Origin of the sequence: Streptomyces sp. NBC_01210 (assembly GCF_036010325.1) — a bacterium.
Lineage (GTDB): Bacteria > Actinomycetota > Actinomycetes > Streptomycetales > Streptomycetaceae > Streptomyces.
Window position 1 is genome coordinate 4,046,445 of sequence record NZ_CP108549.1, and the last position, 15,129, is coordinate 4,061,573.

Genomic DNA, 15,129 nt, shown 5'->3' on the forward strand with positions numbered 1-15,129 from the left:
TCTGCAGCCGTCGGCGGTCGGGCCGGCCGACGGCGTCCGCGTCGGTCAGCGGGTGCGGAGACTGCTGGTGTACACGTCCGTACGGTTCTGTGGTGCGCCGGAGTGGGTCTCGGTGAGCACCGCCCGTACTCCCTTGCCGTCTGCCACCAGGCCTTGGTAGTCGCCGAGGAAGTAGCCCCCGGCGAACGGCGCCTGCAGCCAGTCGAAGACCCGCGAGATCCGTCGTTCGGTCCGGAGCTTCGGGTTTCCGTGCTGCAGCGTAGCCAGTTGGTAGGCGGTGGGCAGGGTGGTGGTGTTGCCGGGCTTGAGGAAGCGCAGGTCGTAGTAAGTGAGCGCGACCGTGCCCCGCTCGGCGACCGCGATCGACGGTGAGAAGGCCGGAACGCCCTTGGGGCTGATCAGCTCCGGGGTCCCCCAGGTGCGTCCGCCGTCGGTGGACCGCACAAGCTGGACGGAGTCGAACTCTCCACCGGAGAAGTCCGAGCCCTCGTAGGCCATGTACAGCGTGCCTGTCTTGGGGTCAACAGCCGGGCTCGGCAGGGTGGCCGCGGCGCGCAGCAGTTTGGTGGGGTCGTTCGGGTCGACCTCCGGTACGGACGTGTCCCGGGCCACGGTGACCGGGGCGCTCCAGGTCTCTCCGGCGTCGGTCGAGGTGACCACCTCGTAGCGGGCTTCGACGACGGTGCTCAGGTCGTCGGAGTAGGTGATCCGGTCGAAGAAGTCGTACAGGGTGCCGGTGCCCCGGTCGGCGACGATCAGATGGCCGATGGTCTGGGTGTTGGGCACGGTGCTGGTGTCGACGAACGGCCGGGCCTTGCTCCAGGTGCGGCCGCCGTCGCGGGTGAGGGAGATGTAGCCGGGACCGTCGAGGGAGCTGGGGCCGGGTGGGTCGTTGTCGAGGCGGTTCCAGACCTGGTAGGCGGTGCCCTTGCGGATCGGGTCGGCGGTGAGTGAGGGCTTGTCGTTGAAAAACGGCTGCTCGTCGACGTGCGTGGTGGTGAGGTTCTGCCAAGTGCGGCCGCCGTCGCGGGACGTGACTGCCAGGAGGGCGCTGCGCGTGCTCTTCGTGAAGTCGACGCCCTCCCCGCCGGCGTAGACCGTGCCGTCCGGTCCGGTGCTCACCCAGGGGTCGGAGGCCCGTTCGTAGTCCGCGCCGCCGGGGGCGCACAGGCTGAACGGCAGCGTGCTCCGGTGGAAGGTGTGGCCGTCCGTGGTCCAGCCGGCCGCCAGGCCACGGGCGCCGCCGTCGTTCCAGCGGTCCTGCTGGAACACGGTGACCACGCGCTTGGGGTCGCGCGGATCGACGGACAGGTACGGCTCGACCTCGGTGGCCGGGTAGACGATGCTGTCGGGGGACCTCGCTCCGATGGTGCACTTCGCGTACGGGTCGCCGTGGGACACCTTGACCAGTGGTGTGCCGTCGGGGTTCCGGTCTGCTGCGGCGGGAGTCGCGCCGGTGACCGTGACGAGCAGGAGCGCGGTGGTGGTGACGGCGGTCAGGGGCAGGAAGACGCGCATGCGGGATTTCCTCCGGGCCTGTCGGCCGGGGTACGGGACCGCCGTCATCGGGGCGGCCTGGGGCGCGGAGGCGTACCGGAACGCGAGGGTGGGGCGACTCCGCTTGGTCCTTTTCGGCGTTGCAGCCGGTGCCCTTGATGGGCCGAACGACGGAGTCGTCCCCGGGGTCGTCGAGGGGCACGGCGGAGCCGACCGGCGGGTGCACCGTGCCGGTCGGCTCCTTGGTCGTGCTGTTACGGCGCCGTCTCGTAGGTCCCCGGAGAGGGCCGTGGGCCGCGTGCCGGTTGGCGATGCCGGCGGGGTCGGCCTTGACTCAGACGGGTTGGAGCGGGATGACCTGCTGGACCTCTTCCACGGTGGGGATGAGTCAGGGCATCGGCAAAGGGCCACCTCAATGCGGACAGCGGCGCGATCATCGGCCGCGCCAGAAGGAAGACTCCATCACCGTCGGCACATCCAGGCTCGAGGCCGGCGGGACTGCTCGTTCTTCTGCGCCTGTTCAAGACCTGCCGAGTGTCAACAACGCTCGTGATCAATACAGCTGGGAAATCCGAATCAATACAGCCAGGAAATGCGAACGACCTCGTCGGTCGCTGTATGACGACATGGCCGAGGCCGTTCAGGACGGTGGCGAGCGCGGTGTTCAGGACAGCGCGGACCGTCTCGAGGCGGTGACGGGCTTGGCTTCGAGACGGTCGGCGTCCACCATCGCGAGTGCCGCGGTGTCGAGACGGGCGCGGGCGATCCACCCGACGGTGGACCGGGTGCCGTCACTCCATACCCACCGCGCCGGGTGCACCGGCCGGACTGGCTGCCCAGCCGTGCGCCGACCGGTCAAGTGATCGCCGGCGTGGTCCCGTCAGGCAGCGCGCAGGCGTAGCCGGCGTAGGGGCGTGAAACGATCTGTCCGCCGGCGGCCGTGCAGTCGTCTCTGGAGATGTTCGGAGACGAGGCGGCCCCGGCGCTGACAGCGCCGACGGCGCTCACGCCGGCAAGGGTTGCCGCGGCCAGGGCGAGGCCCAGGATTCTTCGCATGCGCATGACTTCCTCCTCCTCTCCGGCGCCTTCGTTCGGCCTTCGGGAAGGACAAGTCTCAAGACGACGGGGCCCTCTTGCTCAGCATGGGCGCTCCGCATGAGGCCCGCGAGGCGAGGCTGGGCGCCGCGCCCGGGCGGTGACTGCCCGGCCCCGGAGAGGCATGACGTCACCTGACCTCGACCGGCCGCATCGGTACGCCGCGTGCGCGTCGGTAGGAGCGGGGCGACGTCGATTTCCTTGCGGTCGAGACTGCCCACCGGGGCCGCGTTGTGTCCGGGCAGGCCGGGGGTTGAGGAGGAGACGGGCCGTACCTGCCTCCGACCGGTGCCGGCGGGCGGCTGCCCCGCGCGGTCCTCTAACGCGGTTCGTTGGCCGCTGCCCGGCAGGCACCGGTCGCGGCGCCGCCCGCCACTCCGGCCCCGGTCAGCCCGGTCACACAACTCTGCAGGTCTCCGACCACGCCACGGCTGCAGGCCGCTGTGACGGAGTCGGAAGCGGTGGCACCGGCCAGTTCGGCCATCTGTGTGCAGGCGGGGATGTCCGCCCGGGCCGCGGGAGCGGCGAGGACCGCACCACCGAGGGTGAGGGTCAGGCCGGTGAGGGCACCGGTGATACGGGTCGACGTGCGCATGGGACGCACCTGCCTTCCGGGTTGGTCGCGCGGTCCTGGTCCCGGCGGGCCGGATCCACGCGGTAAGGCCGCCTGGCGACGCTCGGTGAGTGGTGCCCCGGCCGGCGGGCTCACAGACTGACCGCACGATTCTGCGTCGCGTCCATTGAGCCGCACCGGGACATGGTCGCCAGGCCGAAGGAGAGGGCCCCGGACCGGATGAGACGCACTCGGACCTCCACTCGCGGGCCCCTCACTCCAGCGTCGCATCCTCTCCCCCGCCCGTCCTGGGCATCCGGGGGGGGCGGCCGCGCTGAGTAACTGCGATTGCGCGAAGCGCGGTAGCCGGCCCGTCCGGCCGACCAGGTGATCGGACGGCCCAGCGTCCCGCCCGGCATGTCCCCTGCACACCGCCGGGCGCGGCTCGGCCGGGGAGGCGGCCGGCCTTCGCTTCCCCGCGAGGTGCTCCGCCACTGCGGTGGCACTTCACGGCGAGCGCCGATGTGAGGCCAAGGTATCGCCGGGGAGAGCGAAGCCCGGCAGGGCCGTGAGGGCGGAGCGGCCGGGTGAGCCCTTGGAGATCTGCCCCGTGCCGCAGTTGTTCCGGTGACATCCAACGCTGACATCAACGACCGCGGACAGCTGCGGCATTGGGCGGCTGTAGACGGTACTTGTGCGCGCAGCCAGGCCCGGCCAAGGTTCAGTTGGAGCGAACTTACAAGGCAGGCATCCAGCGCTTCCGGTGCCGAACGCTGAGGCAGTGGGACCTACTCATCGTCGGAGCCGAAAACGGGCATCGAACGAACCTCGTCCGACTCGACGGCAGTTGATTGGCTCACGCCCGCCGAAGTCGCCGCGGCCGGCGTACGGCCCCGATCTCTCGCCCCATGGCAGCTCCCGCCCAAAGCCGCTCCACCGACCTCACGAGATCACAGCTGTCGCCGGAGCTCCTTCAATTATGGGGCGTCCGAGCGAATCCCGTCGAAGCCTCAGTCTGTGTCCTGTGTCATCGACATCCATCGCCCCGACCAGCCGACAGTGTGCGGCTCAGGCAAGGTCGCTGGTCAAGATCTCCGTATACGCCTGACTGCCGATGAAGGGGTTGTTGACGGCCCAGAGCTCGCCCTTTTGGTTTTCCGGCACGTCGAAGTTGCACATCACCCAGCCGCCGTCCTTGCCGCGGTTGTTGAAGCACTCGCGGCCCCAGTGCGCCGGGAGTTTCGACTTTATCGTGCCTGCGGCGGACTGTCCGTTCGCCTTCGTGTCCTTGACCCAGACCCGGTCTCCATACGCGGCGAAGCACGCCTTGGCACCGGTCGTCGACACGCACGTGGCGCCCGACGGAGGCGCGCCACTCGGGGTGCCGGTCGCAGCCGATGCCACGGTTGCCGTCCCGGCGGCGACGAGTACCGCCGCCGCAGGAGTCACCATCAGCGCGCGCCCCAGCCTGCTCATGTGCTCTCCCTTTGTCGAACTCCTGGTGCTGCGTTGGCTCGTGACATTCAACATCATGCGGTCGTCATCGTTGCCACCCTCCTCCTCGGTGAAGAGCAGCGGGGGCGACTGGGCGGAGCGGGGCGGAGACAGGAGCGTCGCCCGGCGCCAAGCCGGGCCCGCAGAGCGAGCTTTGAGTCCTGTAGCAAGAAGATCAGAGCCAAGGTCGTGCCACATCCGTGCCAGATCCGAGGGGAAACAGCGGGGAATCGCGGCACGTGACGGATCTTCCACTCTGAAGCGGTCCCGGGCGGCCGTGGCGGGGCTACCACGGTGGCCGCTTGCGCCCCTATCCAGCAGTGGTTGGGAACGCTTAGCAGCGGGGCAGGGTGCCGCTCTCCTTGGAGAGTCTGGTGCTGGAGGCCCAGCCTTCGGTGTTCGTCCCATCGATACGGGCGTAGATCCACTTGTTGCCGTAGGCGTTGGTGACGTAGCAGTGGTAGTAGAGCTTCACACCGGTCTTGACCACGGTCACGTTCTGGCATTCCGCGTACGGCCCGGTGTAGAGGTGGGACGTCTCGGCCAGGTAGCCGTAGCCGTCGCTGCGGTTCTCGTGGCCCCAGCCGGTGCAGGCCGTCGACACCGGGGTGGGCTCCTTCACCGTCGGGCTGGGCTTGGTCTCTTGGGAGGCCGACGGGCTCTCGGTCGGCTTGTCGCCTTCGACGCCGGGCTTCTTCGTGGGGCCCAGCTCCTCGTCCTCGTGACCGTCCGGCTCCTCCGAGGCCGACGGCTTCGAGGACGTGCCGGGAGAACCGGCGGACGACGGGGTGCTGCCCCCGGTCGGCCACGGGCTGTCCGTGGGGGAGCCGACGCCGGGCGGCGTCGCCTGTGCGCCGTCCGTGGTCTTGCCGCCCTGTTGGGACGTCAGGGCGTAGGTGATTCCGCCGCCTGCGGCGAGGAGCACGACGGCGGCCGCTGCCGCGACGACGGTGCGGTTGCTGCGGCGCCGTACGCGACGGGCTGCCGTCCGGCTCGTCTCGGGAGCGGGGACTCCGGCGTGGCCCGCGACCGGCGCGCCGTGCTGCGGCAGCGTCGGCGGCAGGACGGGCTGCGCGTAGCCGGCGTGCAGAGGCTCGGGCTGCGGGGCGGGCTGGGGGAACAGCGGGGGACCGAACCCGGGGGCAGGTGCGGCGGCGGCCGCAGCCCCGGGACCCACCGCGGGAGCGGGAGCGGGAGCGGGCGTCGGCGGCGGCGTCGGCGTCGGAGCGGCGGACGCGAGGTGCACCGTCCCGCCCGAGGCGACGCGCTCCAGCATGCCGCGCGCCTGTTCCGCGGTGGGCCGGTTCTCCGGCTCCTTCGCCATCAGCGCCTGGAGCACGGGCGTGAGCGGTCCCGCCCGGCGGGGCTCCGGCAGGGGCTCGGTGACGATCGCCGACAGGGTGGACCACGCGGACGTGCGGCGGAACGGCGAAGTGCCCTCCACGGCCGCGTAGAGCGTCATGCCGAGCGACCAGATGTCCGACGCGGGACCGGGCTCCCTGCCCTGCGCGCGCTCCGGCGGCAAATAGTCGAGGGAACCGACGAGTTGACCGCTCTGGGTCAGCTTGGCCATGGCCTCGTCGCCGGAGGCTTCCATGGTGGCGATACCGAAATCGGTGAGCACGACCCTGCCGCCGTGCTCGATCAGCACGTTTCCCGGCTTGACGTCCCGGTGGAGTACGCCGGCCCGGTGCGCGGCGTCGAGCGCGTCCATCAACTTGGCGCCGATCGCCGCAGCCTCGTGCGGCTCCAGTGTGCCGCGCTCCGCCAGCACGTCGTCGAGCGAGGGCCCGTCGACGAGTTCCATGACGATGACCGGGAGGCCCTGCTCCTCGGTCACGTCGTGGACGGTGACCACGCCGCTGTGCCGGATACGGGCGGCGGCCTGCGCCTCCCGCTGCATCCGGGTCCGCACGTCGGCCAGTTCGGCTGCGGAGGTGTCGGTGAAAGCCCGCAGGACCTTGACGGCGACCTCTCGGTTCAGCAGTTCGTCCACCGCCCGGGCGACCACCCCCATGCCACCGCGCCCGATCATGGAGGTCACCCGGTAACGCCCCCCGAGTACCTTGCCCGTCAGCTCTGCGCCATGCGCTTCCCCCGAGGTCACCACACGCTCCGTTCCGTGGTTGTTCGTGAACCATCAATCCGAAGTCCTCAAGGGTAGAGGCAGGGACGTGAAGGGAAGTCGGCGGCCGTGCGCAAGTATGTGGCGCCCATCAGGGTTGTCGCCCATGGCGGGCACGGCGGTCCCTGGCCGTGCGTCTCGGCTGGCGTCAGATGTCAGAGCCGGGTGCTAACTTCCGCCGTCCAAGGGAAAAGCGAAGACGATGGAGGCCTGCCGTTTCCGCACGCCTGTGGGTGCCGGAAACGGTGTCACCCTATGCAACCTGTTTTGTGCTCCCGCTGCGCTGACCGACTACCGGAGGAAATGATCCTTATGCGGTTCGGTTCGACGCACGTCCAGAGATTGGAGTTCGTGGATCGTCGATGTCAACTGTAATCGCGACCCCCGAGGTTGAGCTAAGGGTAGCGACATTGCTGGACAGCTGGATCCGATCAAATGGATTGGATTCCATGAAGAAAATCGCCCAAATCAGCGCACGATCAACAGTCAAACGTGCGATGAACCCCTCTGACCCGTACGAACCCTCGCCGCCCCACAGCAGCCCCTTCCTCCCCAGGTCTACTGCGGCAAGCCCATCGACCTCAGACACCCAAGACGGATCGCTTTCCAGCATCTCATCCAGGCCGAAGGGGGCGAGCACCGTAAAATCGCTCGGCGCGTCGGGGGCGAGGGCGACATCATAGGAGTGGCCGTCGGCGAAGTGTAGTGCGTCTCTGATGGGAAGCTCAAAGTCGTCCCATAGGCGTTCGATCGCGGTCATTTCTTCTCGCATTTTCCGTTGCGCACGTGCTGCGGCCTCTCCTGGAGTCCCGTCGGGGGGCCGGCTCGCCCAGTTCATTTCTGTTCCGCGCGGAATTCATGCGCCTTCTGAATTATTCCGCCCATGTTCGTAATGCCACTGCCTGCCCTGGGGGTTGGTGACCTCGATCAGGGGCAGCTCGTAGGCGAAGGCATAGTGCGCGCCGTCGGGGTCGGTCCTCGTGGCGGGCTGGTCGAAGTAGGTGTGGGTGTAGGTGGTGGTGTGCCCGGCCTCGTCGGCGTGGAGGGCGAGGTTGCCTTCGGTATCCCACTGCCACACCTCGCGGGCGCCCTCCGGCCCCTCGCGCCAGGCGGGCATGCCCTCGATCGTGCAGGCGTGACGCGTGGTCTGGCCCAGGGTATCGGTGACGGCGGTGACCTGGCCCTGCCCGCCCGGCGCATGGCGAACTCGACGAAGGCCACGCAGCAGTTGGTGCGCTCACCTGGGACTACGAGACCGAGGCCGTGGCAGAAAAGCTCAAGGAGATGGGCAGAACACGCCAGATTCTTGAGGTGGCCAAGGTGGAGGCTGAGGACCAAGAGCCCACCGCAACCGCGACTCGGCAAGGGGCCTGAGGCGGCTGTCGGCCGCGCCGGTCATCGATGCCGGGCGCGGCTGGTGGCTCCAGAGACCGGGCGACGTCTCTACGCGCGGCCCTGGGCCTCGGCGTCGGCGTCGGCGACGGCAATCGCGATGCCGAGTGCTTTGGCGATGTTGCCGGCAGCCATCATGACGCGAGCCGTGCCCACGATGGGGGCGATGGCGACCAGGACATCCTGCACCTTCTCAGCGGTCAGGCCGGCCTGTATGGCGGGGTCGATGTGGGCGACGTACGAGATCGGCGGAGCGTCCGAGGCGGCGAGGGCCGCGATGCGGGTGACCATGAACATGTCCGGGGTCAGCCCGCACCGCTCGATCGAGTCGACCGTCATCGCGGCGAGGGTGTCCAGTACCGGGGTTTCAGATGCTGTGGCCATGGCGGGTCGTCTCCTGTTGGTGTCGTGATGAGGATCAGCGGCGTAGTAGGGCTCCGCATCTCGGTGCAGCGTGTACTGCTCGACCGTAAGCCTGTTTCCGGCGGGTTGCCTGTCCAGGGGATCGCCGACGGCGGGGGCAAGCTCAGCGAGCCGCTCCCCGGGCCCCCGACCGCGGACGCACACTGGCAGGTCACCAGCGCCCCGACGGGAGCGTGATGCTGCACGAGCCCTCCCGGGCAGGTCGGAGGGCACCCGGACCGGTCGTCGGTGGTTCCGGTTCCTCACCCGGCCATGAGGATGTCCGATCCGGTGCATGGCATCAGAATTGGCGTTACCCACTGTTTCAGCCGGATCGGAGACAGCCCATGAAGGACCTCAAGTTTGAGCAGAAGCGCTCGCTGTCACGCCTGGAGGCGGCTGATCAGCTCATGGCGCTCGCGACCGCGCTGCGGGAAGGTGGGGAGGCCGAACTGGAAGTCGGCCCCGGGAAGTTGAGCCTGCGGATCCCCGACGACCTTCGTAGCGAGATAGAGATCGAGGTCGGTAGCGGGGAGATCGAGCTGGAGATCGAGTTCAAGTGGCCGACCGCACCGACCCGGACAGCGCCATCGCAGGCGGTGGCAGGCACACAAGAGGCCGCGAGGAGGCGGAAGAGTACGCCTGCCAAGCCCGGGCGGAGCAGCACCGGCACCAGCAGGAGCAAAGGCGCGAAGCGGTCCGCGACAACAACGCCCTGAGCGGCGTCAAGGCCCTCGGGCCGGCCATCACGGCCGAGCGGCAGGCCCGCGCCAGGGCGACGAGGCTCGGCGGGCCACCCGGCGGTGATTCACAACCAGCTGATCACTGTGCTGATACCGATGCACATGAGCGCGAGGCAGACGATCAAGCCCGCCATGCATCCCAGTCCGAAGAGCGAGTCATGGACGGATCCCGGCTCGGTAGGTTCGTCAGCCCCGGAGCCCGCCTGGTCCCAGTCCACCGGTTTCCCCGAGGACTGCGATGCAGCGAGGCGCATCGCGGCCAGTTGCGCACGAGCGAAGGGAGTCTCCGCTGCCGCTTCCGAGCCACGCCAAGCCAGTGCCCGCATACGGTCGGCCGGGTGTCGGTAACGGGCTTCGAAGGCCGCCACCTCCTCGGGAGAGCGCCCGGCGTCGAGGTAACTCCAGCGGCCGGCTTGCGCCGACTCCCCGAACAGGCGATAGACGGCCGCGAGCCTGACGCGAAGGGAGAGGTCTGCGGGGAAAGAGGACACCAGCCCGCGCAAACGCTGCCGTGCCACAGGAAGGCGGCCCGCCGCGAGGTCGGTGTCCACCTTGGCCAAGGTGTTCTCGATAGTCACGATTGGCCATGATTGCTGCCAACCACGGTGCATGCCAAGGGTTTCCCGTGCAGGTCGGCCGATGGGCCCCGCCGTCCCCGAGAGGGGTGAGCGGGGCCCAGGGTGTCACCCGGGGAAGTCCAACCACTTGAGGCAGACCGTGGAGGACTTCGCCTCGTTCGTCACCCCGTTGACGGTGAACCGCACGGTGCCTCCGTAGGGGCCGCCGACGTATCCGGCTCCCCAGTCGTAGCAGTCCGGGACGGCAGCCGTGGGTCCGTAGCAGGCCCGCTGGGTACCGGTGCTCAGCGTCATCTGCTCGCAGGAGGCGTTGCCGAAGTCGCTGGAGATGGCACCGGAGACGGTAACGGCCTTGCCGGAATGGTTGTTTGCGACCAGCACGACCTGGGCGCGGCCCAAGTCGCTGACGACGAGACAGCCTTGGAAGGCCACCCCGCTGACCGCGGTGTGCGCCACGCTCTTCCCGCAGCTGGTGACCTTACCGACCGTCTGCCACTGCGGCGCGGCCACGGCCGTGCCGGAGCCCAGGATCACGCTGCCGAGCACGGCGGCCCCCGCCGCGACTGTCTTCAACACCTGACGCATGGCATCCCCCTCTGCATTACCCCCGATGAGGTTCGAACTCTAGATCAATTCGGGGAGGGACGTGTCCCCTTTTAGACAGGAACGGGAGCGGGGATTCACGACCAACCTTGGGCCACGATCCCTCAGGGGGACACGTCCGCCCTTCACTCAGGGACTCTGTAGCGCGGCCATTTGCGTTGTGAACGTCGGGACATCCAGATCAGGAGGACACTGGACGTATGGCCCTACCCAAAACGCATCGTTGCTCGACCTGCTCGGACGGTGCCGCGCAGGACACAGTCCTTCACGAAGACCTCGTCGTCGGAGCACCGCTGTCCATGGAGGATCTCACCGACGCGCAGCGCCTCGACCGGTTCGCCCGCAAGTATGCCCACGACGGTTGCCTGGTCAAAGAAGTCCGGCGGGTGCCGCACGACAGCTTGAGCGGCTACGCCTGGTCCGTCCGCTTCACCGAGAATTCGTAACAAGTGGATCACCCGCCGCTACCGGAAGATGCCTGCATCCACCGCTGACATCAACGACGGCGGAGCGGGTGCCGTCGGTTCGAGTCCTGCCGGGGCGCCGGCGAAAAGGCCACCTACCAACCTTGGTAGGTGGCCTTTGACATGTCTGACATCAACGGCGGCGGTCACTCACGGCCGGACGCCTCTTGAGCAGCCGTTCCATGTGGCTGATGGCCCCACGCTCGGCGTCCTGGCACCACCCCGCCGCTCGGTCATCCGCCGGCTGCCGACTGAGTGCCAAACGCATCCGAGAAGGGGAAATCCAGGGCCCAATCGGAGGACCTGCTTTCACCTCATCGGCTGCCATAGAGGCTTACCGGTAGGCCTATCGGCTTACCCGACAGGCCAGGCCCATCCCAAGCTTGTAGCGTCAGTTCACAGACGCCGAGCTCCGCCGAATCGCCCAACCGATACTTACCAAACTTTACCGCGGACCAGATCGGGACAGGTCTGCTGCCGCGTCCGGACCGATGGACCGGAATTACAGAAAGGGAAAGAATTGACTCTCAGCAAGATAGCCCCAAAAGTAACTTTAGGGCTATTTGTCGTAGCGGTCTCTGCTTCGGCCGTCGCTCCTGTTTCCACGGCAACCGTCTCCCATGAGCCGCGGAACATAAAACCCTCCCATGGGGCACGGAGCATAAAATCCGCCCAAGAGGCGCGGAGCATAAAATTCACATCCAAGCGACTCAAGGGCGGGCTGATTGAATGCGCGTCCGAAAACCCCGGACTGGCAGCCTTCCTCACTCGAGACATAGCGAAGTCGCTCAAAAATCGCGCCAGTAAAGCCTCGGTGGTGCTGTACGACCGGACCACCCATACCTCCTGCACGTACGGCGCGGACAAGCACTACGACTCCGCGAGCATAGTCAAGCCGATGATATTGGGGGCTCTGCTCCTGGACAGAGGCGTCCACCTGTCCAAGGAAAAGCAGGACCTGGCGAGGCAGATGATCGTGAGCTCGGACAACGACGCGACGTACACCCTGTGGGACATCGTAGGCCCCAAAAATATCCAGAATTTCCTGGACAAGGCCGGAATGAAGAACACCGTCCTCGACGAAGCAGGCTTCATGGGCCTGACCCAGGTCACTGCAAGAGACCAGGCCAAACTGCTTGAGCTGCTCACCGCCAAGGACAGCTCGGTCCTGAACGCCGAAGAGCGCAGCTACATCCTGGGCCTCATGCGTGATGTGCAGAAGGATCAGCGGTGGGGAACTCCCGCTGCGGCTCCCTCGGATGCTGCTGTACAGGTCAAGAACGGGTGGCTTCAGCGTTCCGAGACCGGGCTCAAGAACCCCTGGGATCGCGGAGATTGGAAGGTCAACAGCATGAGTGCGATCACCGGCCGTGCCTACGACTACGGCCTCGTGGTCCTCACCGAGAACAACAGAGTTCCTGAAGGCGAGTCGCCGGAGGTGGGGTGGGACTACGGCATGGATACGGTTGAGGGCGTGGCAAAGGCCATCCACCATGACCTGTACCCGGACCACACTCCCCCGGCTACCGGCAATCCCAGCCTGTGAACAGTGGGCAGGACGTAACTGCACCCGCGATTCAGGCCAGGCGCTCGAAGATCAGTGACTGCGGAGAAAGTTGACGAACTCCTCGAACTCCACCTTGTTGGTGCGGGATACCCTCCGTTTGTCCCGGAGCGTCATGGGAATGTCCCCCACTTCCGCTCCGGCCAGCATCAAGGGGACGGTAACGCGGGACGAATCGCCGCTGAACTCGGCGTTGAGGATGGCCCCGTACTCGTTCTTGGTCCAGCCACCCTTGGTCAGATTCTTGCTGATGCATGGAATAACGAAGTGGCTCGCCTGGAGGCCCTCATCGATCTTCTGGGTCACAAAGTCCCCAAAGCTGATCTGCGCACTGTCCAGCCAGTAGCTGATTCCCTTCTCGGCGAGGGCCGCCGCGATTCTCCCAACCTCCACAGCGTCCTCCTTCGAATGGCAGAGGAAGACGTCGTAAGCGAATTCCCTTCCGCCAGGCTCGGCGACGGCCGGAGCGACGAACGGCAACTGTGTACGCTCCACCACCACGGATTTCGCCAGCACGCCGGCGCTGTAGAGCCTGACCAATCCCGCGTAGCCGGGGAAGGGTACGTGCGGGCAGTTGGCCAGCAGTTCGTACGTCCGCTCCCCGGTCCGGATCTCGCCACGCACCCGGCCGGAGAAGAACTCCAGCGAGAAGTGGTTGTAACCACGTGCAAGCACGACCGGCTCCGACAACTGGGCGACCGGGGTCAGCATGCCTTCCCGGAACACGCCAATCCGGGCAACGGTGATGGCGGTGCCGGCCGTAACCTGCGGTGCCGTGTAGAAGGCCACGAAGGTCCAGTCCCGGTCGGCCCGACAGACCAGTCCCGCGCCCGTTCCCCAGCGCTCCGTGAGCCGTATGTCGGCGGACACCCGCCCGTTGAGTACTGGCCCGGGCGCGAGGTCGGTGACGTAGGAAGCGGCGTATTCGCCGATACCACCGCCGTGACCGGTGAGCATGGTGGAAAGAGCCGTCCAGTCCCCGCTATGCGAGGGATGCCAGTCGTTCACGGAGCCTCTCGCGCTTCGTCTCCAGGTCGGCCCGGTTCGCGGGGAATCGTGGGATCAGCGCGTCGGCGACCCCGAGCGCACTCACCAGCAGGGTGATCTCCACGTCCTCGTCTGCCTCGCTCACAGCGTGCCAGCGCTGCTGCTTGCGTGCCCCCTCATGCATACGGCTCTTGCGCCAGACGTTGACCAGCCTCTTGACCTCAGGCTCGTCGAGATACTCCTCCACCAAGTCTCCGATCAGCAGTGACGTCTCGTTCATCTGACGCTGCTGGCGGAGGTTGCCCATCTCCACCCCCATACGCCCGACGCCGATCGCGGCGGCCTGGCCCCCGACCGCGAACTCGGCTTGCCGCACGCGAGCGATTTCGGCCGTCAGCATCTGCTTCATGCCGCTCAGGTCGCCCGACTCAAGGTCGTCGAGCAGCTTCTCGTCCGTGGTCTCGGCCCGGTACTGCTCCACCACGCTCTGGACCAGCGCGTGGACGGGAGTGGCGACCACCTCCGCCAGCGGGGCCAGTGCGACGACCTGGTCAGCGGCGGCGACCTGGCGGCTGTCGTCGTACAGGACAGCGCCGATGGTGAACTCCTCGCCGTCCAGCCGCGTCGGGTCGATCTGCAGCCGGACCGCGAAATTGAACGTGTCCTGCCCCTTCAGGGGGCGCAGAGCGTAGCGCGAGCGACGAGGGACCTTGCGCAGGGAGTTCAGCTCCTGACTCATGCTCACGCCGGGTGGCAGGGTCAGCTCGACCCTGGGGCGGTCGACCACGACGCTGAGGGCACCGCGGAACTCCTCCTCCAGGATGTTGTCGATGCCGGTTTCGCTGATGTACCAGAACCGGCCGCCGGAGGCGCTGGCGATCGCCTCCAGCAGGTCCTCCTGAAAGTCGTTGCCGATCCCGATCGTCGAAGTGCTGATGCCTTCGTCGCGGGCGCGTGAGGCCACCACGGCAAGGGCGGCCTTCTTGGTCTCCCCCGCGTTCGCCATTCCGTCCGAGAGCAGGATGAGTCGGCCGTAGTGATTCTCCGTCATATAGCTCTGGAGCTCCAACAGCCCCTGGTACCACCCCAAGGACAGATTGGTGGAACCCCTCGGCTGAATCGCGTTGAGCCGCTCCTCCACCTCGGCCTTGGGCGTCTGTGGATTGATGACCACCAGGGTTTCGTAGTCGAACACGACTACGGTGAAAAGATCGTCGCCGGTGATTCGCCGGAAGATGTCGCCACAGCTCCGTTTGGCGATTTCCAGCTTGCCCTGGTCGGCCATGCTGCCGCTGCGGTCGATGACCAGGCACAGGTTCATCGCGCCGCCGGTCCGGTCGGCGTCCTCGGCGGCGCGGCACCTTACCTCGACCACGATGTCGAACTCGGTGACCTCGTCGTTCCGGGCGGCGGGCCGCTCCGGTAACACCAGGATTTCGATGGGTTGATCGTTCATATCCTCCCCCTTCGCGGCGCCAGGGAATCACATCCGAGAACCGGCGGGGGCGTTATCCGACGCATCTTTACCCAAGCGGGTGTCGCAGGTTCGAAGCCCGCCGGGGCGCCGGCGCAAAGACCCTCAGCCGATCACGGCCGAGGGTCTTTGACATTCGCTCAGGACTTGCCGAGCGC

The 15,129-nt window shown here is 67.3% G+C and carries 17 protein-coding genes; 4 read left to right on the forward strand and 13 right to left on the reverse strand.

Annotated elements, in window-relative coordinates; genetic code table 11:
- Positions 1 to 45: 45 nt before the first annotated feature.
- The 9 genes from OG735_RS18185 to OG735_RS18225 form a co-directional block, all read right to left on the reverse strand.
- Positions 46 to 1,518, reverse strand: a complete 1,473-nt coding sequence (locus OG735_RS18185; RefSeq protein WP_327324238.1) for a sialidase family protein — start codon at positions 1,516 to 1,518, stop codon at positions 46 to 48.
- Positions 1,519 to 2,161: 643 nt separating this feature from the next.
- Positions 2,162 to 2,317 (reverse strand): hypothetical protein, encoded by a 156-nt coding sequence (locus tag OG735_RS18190; RefSeq protein WP_327324240.1) that lies wholly within the window; start codon positions 2,315 to 2,317, stop codon positions 2,162 to 2,164.
- A gap of 35 nt (positions 2,318 to 2,352) precedes the next feature.
- On the reverse strand, positions 2,353 to 2,559 hold the full coding sequence (locus tag OG735_RS18195; protein WP_327324241.1) for a hypothetical protein: 207 nt from the start codon (positions 2,557 to 2,559) through the stop codon (positions 2,353 to 2,355).
- Positions 2,560 to 2,911: 352 nt separating this feature from the next.
- Positions 2,912 to 3,187, reverse strand: a complete 276-nt coding sequence (locus OG735_RS18200) for a hypothetical protein (protein WP_327324242.1) — start codon at positions 3,185 to 3,187, stop codon at positions 2,912 to 2,914.
- Between the two features lie 1,026 nt (positions 3,188 to 4,213).
- A complete protein-coding gene (locus OG735_RS18205; protein ID WP_327324243.1) occupies positions 4,214 to 4,621 on the reverse strand; it encodes a hypothetical protein in 408 nt (135 codons plus the stop codon).
- A gap of 352 nt (positions 4,622 to 4,973) precedes the next feature.
- A complete protein-coding gene (locus OG735_RS18210) occupies positions 4,974 to 6,746 on the reverse strand; it encodes a serine/threonine-protein kinase (protein WP_327324244.1) in 1,773 nt (590 codons plus the stop codon).
- Between the two features lie 328 nt (positions 6,747 to 7,074).
- Complete coding sequence (locus tag OG735_RS18215) at positions 7,075 to 7,524, reverse strand: hypothetical protein (protein WP_327324245.1); 450 nt, start codon at positions 7,522 to 7,524, stop codon at positions 7,075 to 7,077.
- Positions 7,525 to 7,620: 96 nt separating this feature from the next.
- The gene (locus OG735_RS18220) at positions 7,621 to 7,881 is read right to left on the reverse strand and encodes a hypothetical protein (protein WP_327324246.1); all 261 of its coding nucleotides are present in this window, start codon (positions 7,879 to 7,881) and stop codon (positions 7,621 to 7,623) included.
- A 326-nt stretch (positions 7,882 to 8,207) separates the two neighbouring features.
- On the reverse strand, positions 8,208 to 8,540 hold the full coding sequence (locus OG735_RS18225; RefSeq protein ID WP_327324247.1) for a carboxymuconolactone decarboxylase family protein: 333 nt from the start codon (positions 8,538 to 8,540) through the stop codon (positions 8,208 to 8,210).
- A 24-nt stretch (positions 8,541 to 8,564) separates the two neighbouring features.
- Between OG735_RS18225 and OG735_RS18230 the strand changes: the two genes are divergently transcribed.
- Both OG735_RS18230 and OG735_RS18235 read left to right on the forward strand, forming a co-directional pair.
- A complete protein-coding gene (locus OG735_RS18230) occupies positions 8,565 to 8,756 on the forward strand; it encodes a hypothetical protein (RefSeq protein ID WP_327324248.1) in 192 nt (63 codons plus the stop codon).
- Between the two features lie 149 nt (positions 8,757 to 8,905).
- Positions 8,906 to 9,277 carry an amphi-Trp domain-containing protein gene (locus tag OG735_RS18235; RefSeq protein WP_327324249.1) on the forward strand — a complete coding sequence of 124 codons (372 nt, stop codon included), beginning with the start codon at positions 8,906 to 8,908 and terminating at the stop codon, positions 9,275 to 9,277.
- A gap of 89 nt (positions 9,278 to 9,366) precedes the next feature.
- On the opposite strand, the gene OG735_RS18240 is transcribed toward OG735_RS18235, so the two are convergent.
- Both OG735_RS18240 and OG735_RS18245 read right to left on the reverse strand, forming a co-directional pair.
- Positions 9,367 to 9,879 (reverse strand): DUF6584 family protein, encoded by a 513-nt coding sequence (locus OG735_RS18240; protein WP_327324250.1) that lies wholly within the window; start codon positions 9,877 to 9,879, stop codon positions 9,367 to 9,369.
- 105 nt (positions 9,880 to 9,984) lie between these two features.
- The gene (locus tag OG735_RS18245; RefSeq protein ID WP_327324251.1) at positions 9,985 to 10,464 is read right to left on the reverse strand and encodes a hypothetical protein; all 480 of its coding nucleotides are present in this window, start codon (positions 10,462 to 10,464) and stop codon (positions 9,985 to 9,987) included.
- Between the two features lie 218 nt (positions 10,465 to 10,682).
- Here OG735_RS18245 and OG735_RS18250 point away from each other — a divergent pair, with 218 nt between their 5' ends.
- Together OG735_RS18250 and OG735_RS18255 are read left to right on the forward strand one after the other, a co-directional pair.
- On the forward strand, positions 10,683 to 10,928 hold the full coding sequence (locus tag OG735_RS18250) for a hypothetical protein (protein WP_327324252.1): 246 nt from the start codon (positions 10,683 to 10,685) through the stop codon (positions 10,926 to 10,928).
- Between the two features lie 538 nt (positions 10,929 to 11,466).
- On the forward strand, positions 11,467 to 12,492 hold the full coding sequence (locus OG735_RS18255; protein ID WP_327324253.1) for a serine hydrolase: 1,026 nt from the start codon (positions 11,467 to 11,469) through the stop codon (positions 12,490 to 12,492).
- Between the two features lie 51 nt (positions 12,493 to 12,543).
- Here OG735_RS18255 and OG735_RS18260 read toward each other — a convergent pair whose 3' ends face one another.
- Together OG735_RS18260 and OG735_RS18265 are read right to left on the reverse strand one after the other, a co-directional pair.
- Positions 12,544 to 13,518 carry a toll/interleukin-1 receptor domain-containing protein gene (locus OG735_RS18260; protein WP_327324255.1) on the reverse strand — a complete coding sequence of 325 codons (975 nt, stop codon included), beginning with the start codon at positions 13,516 to 13,518 and terminating at the stop codon, positions 12,544 to 12,546.
- A complete protein-coding gene (locus OG735_RS18265; RefSeq protein WP_327324256.1) occupies positions 13,493 to 14,953 on the reverse strand; it encodes a vWA domain-containing protein in 1,461 nt (486 codons plus the stop codon). The genes OG735_RS18260 and OG735_RS18265 overlap by 26 nt, the downstream gene beginning before the upstream one ends.
- Positions 14,954 to 15,129: the final 176 nt, after the last annotated feature.

Bases quoted from the DNA above. Each gene is read 5' to 3' on its own strand.
- OG735_RS18185 (WP_327324238.1), bottom strand. From the start codon at position 1,518: ATGCGCGTCTTCCTGCCCCTGACCGCCGTCACCACCACCGCGCTCCTG.
- OG735_RS18195 (WP_327324241.1), bottom strand. From the start codon at position 2,559: ATGCGCATGCGAAGAATCCTGGGCCTCGCCCTGGCCGCGGCAACCCTT.
- OG735_RS18200 (WP_327324242.1), bottom strand. From the start codon at position 3,187: ATGCGCACGTCGACCCGTATCACCGGTGCCCTCACCGGCCTGACCCTC.
- OG735_RS18205 (WP_327324243.1), bottom strand. From the start codon at position 4,621: ATGAGCAGGCTGGGGCGCGCGCTGATGGTGACTCCTGCGGCGGCGGTA.
- OG735_RS18215 (WP_327324245.1), bottom strand. From the start codon at position 7,524: ATGACCGCGATCGAACGCCTATGGGACGACTTTGAGCTTCCCATCAGA.
- OG735_RS18220 (WP_327324246.1), bottom strand. From the start codon at position 7,881: ATGCCCGCCTGGCGCGAGGGGCCGGAGGGCGCCCGCGAGGTGTGGCAG.
- OG735_RS18225 (WP_327324247.1), bottom strand. From the start codon at position 8,540: ATGGCCACAGCATCTGAAACCCCGGTACTGGACACCCTCGCCGCGATG.
- OG735_RS18235 (WP_327324249.1), top strand. From the start codon at position 8,906: ATGAAGGACCTCAAGTTTGAGCAGAAGCGCTCGCTGTCACGCCTGGAG.
- OG735_RS18245 (WP_327324251.1), bottom strand. From the start codon at position 10,464: ATGCGTCAGGTGTTGAAGACAGTCGCGGCGGGGGCCGCCGTGCTCGGC.
- OG735_RS18250 (WP_327324252.1), top strand. From the start codon at position 10,683: ATGGCCCTACCCAAAACGCATCGTTGCTCGACCTGCTCGGACGGTGCC.
- OG735_RS18265 (WP_327324256.1), bottom strand. From the start codon at position 14,953: ATGAACGATCAACCCATCGAAATCCTGGTGTTACCGGAGCGGCCCGCC.